We start from the raw sequence: 13120 nt of genomic DNA, 5'->3' as shown, positions 1-13120 counted from the left end.
ATGCGGCAACGGGTCGTTCAGAGCAGCCTGACGACGTTCCAGGACATCGGCTCCAGGACGGCCCGCAGTGTCCCGTCCACCAGCGTGGCGCCCTCCACCGCGTGCGGCACGACCCGCTCGGGCGCGTCCAGGGTGTTGCGCGCCTCCGGGTCCGCGTCGGCGAGCGCGGTGTGCTCGACGACCCGGCTCAGGTCGAGACCGCGCAGGGCCACCTCGAGGGGCAGGGACGCGTTCCGGCCACGGTTGACCGCGAAGACCGTGACACCGCCGTCCTCGCCGCGTACGGCCGTGGCGTGCAGCAGCGGAACGTCCCCGTACCGCTCCGTGGGGTACGTCGGCGCGTCCACGCGCACATCGAGGACGGTGCCCCGGCCCCAACGGGAGGCCTGGGCGAAGGGGAAGAAGGTGGTCTGGCGCCAGGCGGGGCCCCCGGGCTCGGTCATGATCGGAGCGATCACGTTGACGAGCTGGGCGAGGCAGGCGACCGCGACCCGGTCGGCATGGCGCAGCAGGGCGATGAGGAGGGTGCCGAACACGACGGCGTCGGTGACGCTGTAGACGTCCTCGAGAAGGCGCGGGGCCTCCTGCCAGTCCTCCACCGGATGCGGGTTGGGCCGGCGCTGGTACCAGACGTTCCACTCGTCGAAGGAGAGGGTGAGCCTCTTCGACGACTTCAGCCGGGCACCGACGTGGTCGCAGGTGGCGACGACCTCCTCGATGAAGGCCTCCATCTCGACGGCGGAGGCGAGGAAGGAGTCGCGGTCGCCGTCGGTCTCCTCGTAGTAGGCGTGCAGGGAGACGTGGTCGACGACCTCGTAGGTCTCCGCGAGGACGGTGGCCTCCCAGGCGGCGAAGGTCGGCAGGCCGCGCGCCGAGCTGCCGCAGGCGACGAGTTCGAGTCCGGGGTCGATCTGCCGCAGGGCGCGCGCGGTCTGCGCGGCGAGCCGGCCGTACTCCTCCGCGGTCTTCTGTCCGGTCTGCCAGGTGCCGTCCATCTCGTTGCCCAGGCACCACAGGCGGATGCCGAAGGGCTCCTCGTCGCCGTGGGCGACGCGGCGGTCGGAGAGCTCGGTGCCGCCGGGGTGGTTGGCGTACTCGACGAGGTCCATGGCCTCGGTGATGCCCCGGGTGCCGAGGTTGAGGGCCATCATCGGCTCGGCCCCGGGTCCGGCCTTCCGCAGGAAGGTCATGAACTCGCCGAGACCGAAGCGGTTGGTCTCGGTGGACCGCCAGGCGACGTCGAGCCGGCGCGGCCGCTCCTCGACCGGGCCGACACCATCCTCCCAGCGGTAGCCGGAGACGAAGTTGCCGCCGGGGTACCGGATCGCGGTGACGCCCAGTTCGCGGACGAGTTCCAGGACGTCGGTGCGCAGACCGTCCTCGTCGGCGGCGGGGTGGACGGGTTCGTGGATGCCGGTGTAGACGCAGCGCCCGAGGTGCTCGACGAAGGAGCCGAAGAGGCGGGGGTCGACGGGGCCGACGGTGAAGTCGGGGTCGAGGGTGAAGCGGGCGGTGCGGGTGGTGTGTTCGGCGTGGGACACGCGAATCCCTCTCGTTCAAGACGTTCGAAATATCGACCAACGGTCGTATGTCCGAACGAGAACGTAGGAGCCGGGACTTCGCACGTCAATGGACCGCCGCCAGGTCCCCGGGGCACGCGTGAAGGCCGGGCGGCCCCTTTCGGGGGCCACCCGGCCTCGTCGTACGCGGAGCCGCTCCCTGCGGGGCGGCTGCTATTCGAGCAGCTCCGCGTACGAGCCCATGGCCAGGGCGATGTCCGCCTGGGCCCAGAACCGGTGGTAGGTGAAGACGGGCGCGGCGCCGCCCGCCAGATAGGCCTCGATCTTCGGCCAGGCCGGGTCGTCCTGGTAGAAGGTGCGGATCGAGGCGAAGGTGGAGGAGTTGTTCACCGTGTCGCCGTTGGGCATCGTGCCCGTCCAGCCGCTCGGCACGTACACGGGGTCGTCGAAGCGGCTGTAGTCGGCGCGGGTCTCCTCGACGGCGATGCCGAGCGGGTCCTGGTGGTGGTCCCACATGCCGTCGAGCAGGGCCTTGGCGACGCGCTTGGCCTCGGCGTTCCCGGACTTGGCCGCGTAGTAGGTCAGGGTCTTGGCGTAGGCGGCGGCCACGCCGACGTCATCGGTGTAGTCGGCGACGGTGACGTGCAGGCCGGCGTTGGCGCCGGGGGTCGTGGCGTTCCAGGTGTCGGGTGCGCCGGACCACTGGAGGGTGGAGGGGATGCGGTAGGTGCCGTCCGGGTTGATCGTGGTCTTGGACAGCGCCCAGGAGACCCACTTGTCGAGGACGGTCTTCGCCCCGGCGTCGCCGGTCTGCTGGTAGTACTCGGCGACCCGCTCCATGGACCAGGCCTGGAAGCCGAACCACTGGTTGGACGCCGGGTCGTGATAGACGGGCTTCTCGTCGTAGAAGAGGCCGTGGAAGGTGGGGGTGCCGGCCGGCGGGGTGGCGTAGCGGCCCTGCCAGCTGTTGGTGGCGCCGCCCGCGATGGCGCCCTCGTCGGACTGGAGCCAGCGGTAGAACTCCAGCTGCCGGTCGAGGCTGGTCGCCCAGTCCGCCGCGCCCGTCGTCGACTTGGGCTTGAGCGGGGCGTACTCGCTGAGCGCGTACGCGGCGAGCGGGTTCTGGTAGCCGCCGTGGGCGTGGCTGGAGCCGATGCGCCAGGACCAGCCGGCGGAGGTGTCGGTGGCGCCGCCCCAGGCGTAGTACCAGGACATCAGGTAGTGCGCGCTGTCCTTGCCGGTACCGGCCGGGCAGGTGGTCGGGCCGACGCAGTTCCCGGCCTTCTTGAAGTACTTGTCGAACATGGCGTAGCGCAGGTAGTCGCCCATCTTGGCGGCCTTGCCGACCGTGGCGGAGACCTGGGTGCCCTTGCCCTGCTGCTTGGCCCAGAGGTCGGCCCAGTAGGCGGCCTGGACGGCGCGGGCGTCGGCGTCGGGGGCGTTGGTGTACTTCCACTGCTTGGCGTAGGAGGCGTCCCCCGTGAAGAGGTCGAGGTAGCCGTTCCTGCCGCCGTAGGAGAAGTTGTCGCAGGTGGGGTGGGTGACGGTCTCCCAGACGGACTCCTGCGGGCCGCGCTGGAAGGTGTTGATGTACGAGGGGCCGGTGGCCGTCGGTCCCGCGGAGCACTTGCCGGGTTCGTTGCCGAAGCCGTAGACGTTGTCGACGTCCTGGAGCCAGTGCATGCCGTAGACGTCGTCGGTGCCGTAGGCGCTCTTGAGCTCGGCGGCGATCGGGTCGGACCCGGAGGTGACCCCGGAGTCCAGCTTCGCCGGGTACTGGGACGGCAGGTCCCACTCGGGGGCGTACGTCGCCGGCTTCGAGGCGTTGTAGGAGGAGCCGGTGGGCTGGTCGGCGTGGGTGGGGATCATGAATTTCTCCATGGTCTCCCAGGCGCCGTTGAACTTGGTCCAGTCGCCGGTGATCTTGCCGTACATGGCCTGGAGCCAGATGAGGTAGCTGTACGCCTCCGAGGTCGTCTCGTGCCCGTGGTCGGGGGCCTCGACGATCAGGGTCTCGACGGAGTGGTACGGGATGCCCTCGGGCGAGAAGTAGCCGTTGGCCGGGTTGGTGATCTTCCCGTGGAGGTCGAGGAAGCGGGCGTCGTACGTGGAGTTCGCGGCCAGCTGGGCGACGGTGACCTCGGCCTTGGCGTGGCCGGGGGCGGTCGCGGTGAAGACGGCCGAGCCGGTGCCGGTGGCCGCGGCTGCGACGGTCACCTTCTGGGCGGTGTTCCAGTTCGCCGGGGTGAAGGTGAGCGCGGCCGGGGTCGCGGTGAGGTTGGTGTTGCCCGAGGTCCGGGCGACGCTCACCGTGACGTTCGCGGTGGGCGCGGTGGAGAGCTTCAGGTCGAAGGTGCCGGTGGCGCCCTGGCGTACCCCGAGCTGGCTCGGGGCGGCGACGAGCGCGGGACCCGCGGCGACGGTGATGCCGACGGGGGCCGACTCGGCGGAGGCGCCGAGGCTGTCGTACGCCTTGGCGTAGAGCGAGTGGGCGCCGGTGGCGAGGCCGGCGGCACCGAAGGTGAAGGGAGCGGTGGTGTCGGTGCCGAGGAGCGCGGTGTCGCTGTAGAACTCCACCTTGCTCACGGTGGCGCTGTCGGCGGCGGCCGTGGCCGCGAGCGGCACGGTGTCGCCCTGGCTGTAGACGGCCCCGGCGGCCGGGCTGGTCAGGACCGCGACCGGGGGCTGATGGGCGCCTGTGCAGGGGGTGCCGTTGACCGCGAAGGAGCTCGGAGCGGCGTTGGCCCCGCTGTAGCCGAACTGGGCGCCGGTGGTGACCGCGGCGCCGGCGGCGAGGGTGCCGTTCCAGGCCGCGTTGGTCACGGTGACGTTCTTGCCGGACTGGGACCAGACGCCGCTCCAGCCGTTGGTGAGCTTCTGGTCACCGGCGTAGGCGTAGGTGAGGGTCCAGCCGTTGAGGGCCTCGGCGGCCCGGTTGGTGAGGGTGAGTTCGGCGGTGAAGCCCGAACCCCAGTCGCTGGTCTTGTAGTCGACGCTGCACTGCACGGCGGCGGCCTGGGCGGTGGTGGCGCCGACGGCCGTGAGGCCGAGGGGGAGGGAGAGCGCGGCGGCCAGGGCGGTCAGCTGCCGGCGTGGTCGCGTTCTCGGTAGGAGGCGTGGCATGCGGGTGGTTCTCCTCGCGGCTCGGGAGGTCGGGGGGAAGCGAAGAGCGAAAGGTGCGTGGAGACAAGCTCTGAACCAGTGGGAGCGCTCCCACTGTGCAGTTGGGACGCAACGGCGTCAAGGTGCGTGAAGAGTCGAAGGCAATTGGCGAGGGAATTTACCCAACCCCTCTTTTGCTTGGCGGCAGTTGCCGCTACGGTCTGCCCGACCAGTGGGAGCGAATCCGTCCGGTCGGCACACCGTCAGGGGTGTGCCCTCGCTGTGAGGACTCGCTCATGCGACATCCCCCACGTCTGTCCGCGCTGCTCTCCGGAGTGGCGCTCACGATGGCGAGCACCGCGTTCGCCCTCATGGGTACGGCCTCAGGAGCCGCGGCCGCACCCGCTTGCACGGTGGAGTACTCGGTCGTCGGCCAGTGGGCCGGCGGCTACCAGGGTGCCGTCACCGTCACCAACAACAGTGCCGCGCTGAACGGTTGGAGCCTCGGCTTCGCCTTCCCCGCCGGCCAGGTCGTCAGCCAGGGCTGGGGCGGCAAGTGGTCCCAGTCCGGTACCGGCGTCACGGTCGTGAACGAGAGCTGGAACGCCGCACTCGGCACCGGCGCGAAGATCTCGGGCGGCTTCATCGCCTCCTGGTCGGGCGCCAACACGGCACCCGCCTCGTTCACGCTCAACGGCACGCCCTGCAACACCGGCGTGCCCCCGACGCCCACACCCACACCCACACCCACACCCACCGACCCGACCACACCCCCGACCACACCACCCACGACACCACCGACCACACCACCCACCACTCCCCCGACGACGCCCACCCCGGTCACCGGCGCGCCCGAACTCGGCGTGTCCGGCAACAAGTTCGTCGATCAGAACGGCGCCACCCGACGCCTTCTCGGCGTCAACCGCTCCGGCGGCGAGTTCATGTGCGTCCAGGGCTACGGCATCTGGGACGGTCCGGTCGACGACGCCTCCGTGAAGGCCATCGCCGACTGGAAGGCCAACACCGTCCGCATCCCCCTCAACGAGGAGTGCTGGCTCGGCCTGGACAACATCAAACCCGAGTACCGGGGCACCCACTACATCGACGCCGTGAAGGACCTGGTCGACAAGGTCATCGCCCACGGCATGACCCCGGTGGTCGAACTCCACTGGACGTACGGCCAGTACACGGGCAACTCGGCGGGCTGCTCCGACGTGCACGCCTCCTGCCAGAAGCCGATGCCCGACGCCCAGTACACACCGGCGTTCTGGACCTCGGTGGCGAACACCTTCAAGCACGACAAGCGGGTCGTCTTCGACCTGTTCAACGAGCCCTATCCGGACCGGGCGACCTCCACCGCGACACAGGCCTGGACCTGCTGGCGCGACGGCGGTACCTGCCCCGGCATCGGCTACGAGGTCGCCGGCATGCAGGATCTGCTGGACGCGGTCCGCGCCACGGGATCGAGGAATCTCGTTCTCGTCCCGGGCATCGCGTACTCCAACGACCTGAGCCAGTGGCTCACGTACCGCCCCACGGACCCGGCGGGCAATCTGGCCGCCGCCTGGCACGTCTACAACTTCAACACCTGTTCCGACGAGACGTGCTGGAACAACACCCTCGCCCCGGTAGCCGCCGAGGTTCCTCTCCTCGCGGGCGAGATCGGTGAGAACACCTGCGGACACGCGTTCATCGACCGCGTCATGAAGTGGTTCGACGACCGCGGCCTGTCGTACCTGGGCTGGACCTGGAACACCTGGAACTGCAACTCCGGTCCCGCGCTGATCAGTTCGTACGACGGCACCCCCACCGCATTCGGCATCGGGCTGCGCGACCACCTGCGCAGCCTCACCCCCTGAAAGGATCCCCACCCGCATGAGCCGCACCAGCCGCACCGCCCTCCTGGCGGCCCTAGGCCTCATCACGGCCACCGGCGCCACCGCCACCGTCTTCGGCACCGCCACGGCCGGCGCCGCCACCCCCGGCTGCAAGGTCGACTACCAGATCACCAACCAGTGGAGCACCGGCTTCGGCGCCAACGTGACGGTCACCAACACCGGTGACCCGGTGTCCGCCTGGACCGTCGAGTGGTCCTACGCCGGCAACCAGCAGGTCACCCAGGGCTGGAACGCCACCATCACCCAGTCCGGTGCCGCCGTCACCGCCAAGAACGTCTCCTACAACGGGGCCCTGACCACCGGCGGTTCGACCTCCTTCGGCTTCAACGGTTCCTACAGCGGCACCAACGCCGTACCCGCGACCTTCAAGCTCAACGGGGTCACCTGCAACGGCGCCACCGAGCCGACGACACCCCCGACCACCCCGCCCACCACTCCCCCGACGACCCCGCCGACCACTCCGCCGGCCGGCACCAAGGCCGACAACCCGTACGCCGGAGCCAAGGTGTACGTGAACCCCGAGTGGTCCGCGAAGGCCGCGGCCGAGCCGGGCGGCACCAAGATCTCCAACCAGCCCACCGGCGTCTGGCTGGACCGGATCGCCGCCATCAACGGCTCCGCGACCTCCATGGGCCTGCGCGCCCACCTCGACGAGGCCCTCAAGCAGAAGGGCAGCGGCGAGCTCGTCGTCCAGCTGGTCGTGTACAACCTGCCGGGCCGCGACTGTGCCGCCCTCGCCTCCAACGGCGAGCTCGGCCCGACGGAGATCGGCCGCTACAAGACCGAGTACATCGACCCGATCGCCGCGATCCTCGCCGACTCGAAGTACGCGGGCCTGCGGATCGTCACCACGGTCGAGATCGACTCGCTGCCCAACCTGGTCACCAACGTCTCCGGGCGCCCGACCGCCACGGCCAACTGCGACGTCATGAAGGCCAACGGCAACTACATCACCGGCGTCGGCTACGCGCTCAAGAAGCTCGGCGCGATCGGCAACGTCTACAACTACGTGGACGCCGGCCACCACGGCTGGCTCGGCTGGGACGACAACTTCGGCTCCTCCGCCGAACTGTTCAAGCAGGCCGCCACGGCCGAGGGCTCCACGGTCTCCAACGTCCACGGCTTCATCGTCAACACCGCCAACTACAGCGCGCTGAAGGAGGACCACTTCACCATCAACGACAGCGTGAACGGCGTCTCCGTGCGCCAGTCGAAGTGGGTCGACTGGAACCGGTACACCGACGAGCTCTCCTACGCCCAGGCGATGCGCACCAAGCTGGTCTCGCTCGGCTTCGACAGCAACCTCGGCATGCTGATCGACACCTCCCGCAACGGCTGGGGCGGCACCGCCCGGCCCACCGCCGCGGGCGCGACGACCACCGTCGACACCTACGTCAACGGCGGCAAGTACGACCGGCGCATCCACCTCGGCAACTGGTGCAACCAGTCCGGAGCGGGCCTCGGCGAGAGGCCGCAGTCGGCGCCCGCCGCGGGCATCGACGCGTACGTCTGGATGAAGCCCCCGGGCGAGTCCGACGGCGCCAGCAAGGAGATCCCGAACAACGAGGGCAAGGGCTTCGACCGGATGTGCGACCCGACGTACACGGGCAACGCCCGTAACGGCAACAGCATGTCGGGCGCGCTGCCGGACGCCCCGATCTCGGGCCAGTGGTTCTCGGCCCAGTTCCAGGAGCTCATGAAGAACGCCTACCCGGCGCTGTAACACCCCGTCCCGCCCCGCGGCCGGCCGGACCCTCCCGGGTCCCGGCCGGCCGCGGGAGCGTACGGACGCCACGGCCGAACGCCTCAGCACGACTCCCGCACGATCAGCTCCGTCGGCAGCACGTGCCGGCGGGGCTCCCGCGGTGTCTCCGCGATCTCCTGGAGCAGCATCCGCGCCATCGTGCGGCCCATCTCCTCGATGGGCTGCCGCACGCTCGTCAGCGGCGGGTCCATCAGCCGCGCCACCGGCGAGTCGTCGACCCCCACGAGGGCCACGTCGGCGGGCACCCCGCGCCCCGCCTCCCGCAGCGCCGCGCGCGCCCCGGCCGCCATCACGTCGGAGGCGACGAAGACGGCGTCCAGGTCCGGGCTGCGTTCGAGCAGCAGCCGCATGGCCCGCCGGCCGCCCTCCTCGGTGAAGTCGCCCGCCGAGACCAGCGCCTCGTCGGGCGCGAGTCCGGCCTCCGCGAGGCCCGCGCGGTAACCGCCGAGCCGGGCGCGTGCCACGTACATGTCGAGCGGCCCGGTGACGGTCGCGATCCTGCTCCGGCCGCGCCCGACGAGATGGGCGACGGCCGCCCGTCCGGCCCCGATGTTGTCGGAGTCGACGTACGGCACGGGCTCGGCCTCCGCCCGGCGTCCGTTCATGACGACGGGGAGGCCGAGTTCCCTGATCCGGTCGGGCAGCGGGTCGTCTCCGTGGACGGAGGCGAGGAGGACGCCGTCGACACGCTGGGCGGCGAGGTACTGCTCGAAGCGCTGCCGCTCCTGCTCGCTGCGGACCAGGGTGAGCAGCAACTGCTTGTCGGCCTCGGCGAGTTCGGCGCTGACCCCGCGGATGAGGTCGAGGAAGTACGGCTCCGCGAAGAGGCGTGCCTCGGCCTCGGGGATGACGAGCGCGATGGCGTCCGTCCGGCTGCCGGCCAGGGCGCGCGCGGCCTGGTTGGGTACGTAGCCGAGTTCGGCGACGGCTCGGGCGACGGCCGTTCTGGTCTGCTCGCTCACCCGGGGGGAGCCGTTGATCACCCGGGAGACCGTGCCCCGGCCGACCCCGGCCCTGGCCGCGACTTCCTCCAGGGTGGGTCTGCCGCTCTGCCGTCCGCTCACAACTCCCGAACTCCCCTCGTAGGACAACGCGCAGCTCACCACGGGCCCACCGGTGACGGAAGCGCCAATGGGAGCGCTCCCACCGTAGTCCAAGGCCCTGCCCCCGCGCCACGAGGGTGCGTTCAGGAGGTGACGCGACCACCGCCGCCCGGGCCCACGAAACCCCCGGAAAACCTTCCGGTAACGAATCCGCGTTCATGTCTTGACACCCGTACCCGCCAGGCAGCAACCTTCCGGCAACGACGTGGGAGCGCTCCCATCCGGGACGCACACAGCCTTGCATCGGGTCCTGGCAGGCGCCGCCGAGCCGCGATGAACCGGCCGGACCTCTTGGCGCACAACGAGCACCACCTTTGGACGAGGAGAGTGGAATGCGCACTTCCATCAGACGCGGACGCCGTGCGGCGATCGCGGCGGTCGCCGTCGTCGTGACCGGCACGACCCTGCTCACCGGTTGCGGCAGCGACGACGACAACGGCGGCAAGGGCGGCGGGGGCGGCCAGAGCACCGAGAAGATCACCCTGAGGGTCGGGACCTTCGGTTCCTTCGGCTACGACAACAAGACCGGCGCCAAGCTCTACGCCGAGTACGAGCGGCTCCACCCCAACATCAAGATCGAGGAGTCGAACGTCTCCGACGGCCAGAAGTACTGGGACACGCTGAAGCTGCGCCTCGGCCAGAACAGCGGCGTCGCCGACATCCAGGCCGTCGAGGTCGGCTTCATCGCCGAGGCGACCGGCCCGACCATGGCCGGCAAGTGGATCGACCTGGGCAAGGAGGGCGGCGCGAACCTGGGCGATTACCTCGACTGGAAGGTCAAGCAGGCGACCACCGCCGACGGCAAGGTCATGGGCCTCGGCACCGACATCGGCCCCATGGCCATCTGCTACAACAAGGACCTCTTCGCCAAGGCCAAGTTGCCCACCGAGCGCGACGCCGTCGGCAAGCTGTGGTCCGGCGACTGGGCCAAGTTCCTCGAGACCGGCGAGAAGTACAAGGCGGCCGCGCCCGCCGGCACCTCCTTCCACGACTCGGCGAGCGGGCTCTTCAACGCCGTCGTCTCCAGCGACCCGGTCCAGTACGCCAACACGAGCGGCGAGCTCGACTGGGAGAACAGCCCCGGCGTGAAGAAGGCCTGGGACACCGCCGTCAAGGCGGCCCAGGGCGGCCTGACCGCCAAGCTGCGCCAGTTCGACGAGAAGGGCACCTGGAACGCGGCCTTCAAGAACTCGAAGTTCGCCACCGTCGCCTGCCCCAGCTGGATGACCGGCATCATCAAGGACCAGGCGGGCGCGGCCAACCAGGGCAAGTGGGACATCGCCGCTCCCCCGGTCGCCGGCAACTGGGGCGGCGCGTTCCTCGCCGTGCCCAAGGCCGGCAAGCACACCAAGGAGGCCGCGGAGCTGGCCGCCTGGCTGACCGCCCCGGCCCAGCACGCCAAGGTGTTCGCGGTCAACGGCAACATCCCCTCGTCCAAGGACACGCTCACCTCCTCGGCGGTCCAGGACGCGAAGCTGCCCTACTTCGGTGACACCCCGGTCGGCAAGATCTTCTCCAGCGCGGCCGCCGGGATCACCCCCGCCTCGATCAGCCGCTACGACGGCCAGGTGAAGACCTTCCTCACCGACAACGGCATCCTCGACATCGAGCAGCGCGGCACCGACCCGGCCAAGGCCTGGGAGAACGTCAAGAAGCTGGTCGACGACAAGATCGACCAGTAGCGGGGACACCTGCCGGTCCGCCGCCCGCGGGCGGCGGACCGGCACCGTCCGCACCACCGCACGCATCGACCTGGAAGGACGCCCCCGTGGCCACCTCCGTTCGGGCGAAGCCGGACGGCTCCCCGCCGCCCGTAGCACCGCCCTCCTCCCCCGGCCCGCGCGGCCACCGCTCCTCCTCCGGCGGCTGGCGCAGCACGCTCTACCGCTGGGACCTCAAGGCGATCCCGTACGTCTTCATCGCCCCCTTCTTCCTCACCTTCGCCGCCTTCGGCCTCTTCCCGCTGATCTACACCGGCTGGCTCTCGCTCCACCGGGTCGAGATCGGCGGTGACCCGACGTGGAAGGGCCTGGAGAACTACACCAACCTCGCGACCAGCGAGTTCTTCTGGAACGCGCTCTTCAACACCTTCACCATCGGTGTCATCGCCACCGTTCCCCAGCTGCTCATGGCGCTCGGTCTGGCGCATCTGCTCAACTACAAACTCCGCGGCCGGGGCTTCTTCCGGGTCGCGATCCTCGCCCCGTACGCCACCTCGATCGCGGCGGCGACGCTGGTCTTCGCCCAGCTGTTCAACACCGACTACGGCATGATCAACGGCCTGCTGGGCTGGATCGGCATCGACCCGGTGAACTGGGAGTCGTCCAAGTGGCCGGCGCAGATCGCGATCTCGGTGATCGTCACCTGGCGCTGGACCGGCTACAACGCGCTGATCTACCTGGCCGCCATGCAGGCCGTACCGCAGGACCTGTACGAGGCCGCCTCGCTCGACGGCGCCTCCCGCTGGCGCCAGTTCGTCAGCGTCACGATCCCGTCCATCCGGCCGACCATCCTCTTCACGATCATCGTCTCCACCATCGGCGCCACCCAGCTCTTCGGTGAGCCGATGCTCTTCGGCGGCAGTGTCGGCATCAGCGGCGGCAGCGGAAACCAGTTCCAGACGCTGAGCCTGCTGATGTACGAGAAGGGGTGGGTGACCGGCGCGCTGGGCCAGGCATCCGCCATCGCGTGGGTCATGCTGCTGCTCCTGCTGCTCATCGGCGGCGTCCAGGCGCTCGTCTCCCGCCACAACCGCAAGAAGCTGGGGGGCTGACCCGATGGCCCGCACACTCGACACGACGCCGACCGAGGAGAAGGCACCGGCCGGGGGCCCGTCGGCGGCCCGGCCGGGGCGCCGATTCCGGCAGACCGCCGGCCGCCAGCACCACGCCGGACCGCTCACCTACGTCATGCTGGCCGTGGCCGCGTTCGTCTCCCTCTTCCCGCTGTACTGGAACGTGGTCGCCGCCTCGCACACCGGCGAGCGGGTCGTGGAGGCCCCGGCCCCCCTGCTGCCCGGCTCCCGCCTCCTGGACAACCTCAGCTTCGCCTGGAACCAGGTCGACATGGGCGGGGCGCTGATCAACACCACGATCGTGGCGAGCCTGGTGGCCCTGTCCACCGTGCTGTTCTCCACGCTCGCCGGATTCGCCTTCGCCAAGCTGCCCTTCCGGGGCCGGGGCATGCTGCTCTCCCTGGTGGTCGCCACCATGACGATCCCGCCGCAGCTCAGTGTCATCCCGCTGTACCAGATCATCACCGACCTCGGCTGGTTCGACCAGCTCCAGTCGGTCGTCCTGCCCTCGCTCGTCGCCGCCTTCGGTGTGTTCTTCATGCGCCAGTTCCTGGTGGAGGCCCTGCCGATGGAGCTGGTGGAGGCGGCCCGGATGGACGGCGCGCACAGCCTCCGGATCATCTGGCACGTGGTCTTCCCCATCGCCAGGCCCGCCATGGCCGTGCTCGGCATGCTGGTCTTCGTCCAGTCGTGGAACGACTTCTTCTGGCCGTTCATCGCCCTCACCCCGGACGGCAACCCCACCCTCCAGGTGGCGCTCGCCGGACTCGGCGCGGGCAACCACACCGTGGACCACGCCGTCGTGCTGACCGGCGCCCTCATCTCCACCGTGCCACTGCTGCTGGTCTTCGCCTTCCTCGGCAAGCACATCGTGGGCGGCATCACGGCCGGCGCCGTCAAGAGCTGACGGCCCGCCCCCTCTCCGTACTGCACGAACC

The 13120-nt window shown here is 70.1% G+C and carries 8 protein-coding genes; 5 read left to right on the top strand and 3 right to left on the bottom strand.

Features of this window, described 5'->3' with window-relative positions; all coding sequences use genetic code 11:
- Window positions 1-17 precede the first annotated feature (17 nt).
- Together ACH4MY_RS26520 and ACH4MY_RS26515 are read right to left on the bottom strand one after the other, a co-directional pair.
- Window positions 18-1541, bottom strand: coding sequence for an alpha-N-arabinofuranosidase (locus ACH4MY_RS26520; protein ID WP_398006221.1), 1524 nt, complete (start codon window positions 1539-1541; stop codon window positions 18-20).
- A 192-nt stretch (window positions 1542-1733) separates the two neighbouring features.
- The gene (locus ACH4MY_RS26515; RefSeq protein ID WP_398006220.1) at window positions 1734-4643 is read right to left on the bottom strand and encodes a glycoside hydrolase family 48 protein; all 2910 of its coding nucleotides are present in this window, start codon (window positions 4641-4643) and stop codon (window positions 1734-1736) included.
- Window positions 4644-4918: 275 nt separating this feature from the next.
- Here ACH4MY_RS26515 and ACH4MY_RS26510 point away from each other — a divergent pair, with 275 nt between their 5' ends.
- A complete protein-coding gene (locus ACH4MY_RS26510; RefSeq protein WP_398006219.1) occupies window positions 4919-6481 on the top strand; it encodes a cellulase family glycosylhydrolase in 1563 nt (520 codons plus the stop codon).
- 16 nt (window positions 6482-6497) lie between these two features.
- Complete coding sequence (locus tag ACH4MY_RS26505) at window positions 6498-8243, top strand: glycoside hydrolase family 6 protein (protein WP_398006218.1); 1746 nt, start codon at window positions 6498-6500, stop codon at window positions 8241-8243.
- An 83-nt stretch (window positions 8244-8326) separates the two neighbouring features.
- On the opposite strand, the gene ACH4MY_RS26500 is transcribed toward ACH4MY_RS26505, so the two are convergent.
- Window positions 8327-9349 (bottom strand): LacI family DNA-binding transcriptional regulator, encoded by a 1023-nt coding sequence (locus ACH4MY_RS26500; protein ID WP_398006217.1) that lies wholly within the window; start codon window positions 9347-9349, stop codon window positions 8327-8329.
- Window positions 9350-9720: 371 nt separating this feature from the next.
- Between ACH4MY_RS26500 and ACH4MY_RS26495 the strand changes: the two genes are divergently transcribed.
- The 3 genes from ACH4MY_RS26495 (at window position 9721) to ACH4MY_RS26485 (ending at window position 13089) form a co-directional block, all read left to right on the top strand.
- On the top strand, window positions 9721-11070 hold the full coding sequence (locus ACH4MY_RS26495; RefSeq protein ID WP_398006216.1) for an ABC transporter substrate-binding protein: 1350 nt from the start codon (window positions 9721-9723) through the stop codon (window positions 11068-11070).
- Between the two features lie 86 nt (window positions 11071-11156).
- Entirely contained in the window at window positions 11157-12161 is a 1005-nt protein-coding gene (locus ACH4MY_RS26490; protein WP_398006215.1) for a carbohydrate ABC transporter permease, read from the top strand.
- Window positions 12162-12165: 4 nt separating this feature from the next.
- Window positions 12166-13089, top strand: a complete 924-nt coding sequence (locus ACH4MY_RS26485; protein WP_398006214.1) for a carbohydrate ABC transporter permease — start codon at window positions 12166-12168, stop codon at window positions 13087-13089.
- The last annotated feature ends 31 nt before the right edge of the window (window positions 13090-13120 follow it).

This window comes from Streptomyces sp. NPDC017246, assembly GCF_044331325.1.
In the GTDB taxonomy this organism is placed as follows: Bacteria; Actinomycetota; Actinomycetes; order Streptomycetales; family Streptomycetaceae; genus Streptomyces.
The sequence above is the reverse complement of the archived record's forward strand: the minus strand, read 5'-3'. Positions and strand labels throughout refer to the sequence as shown.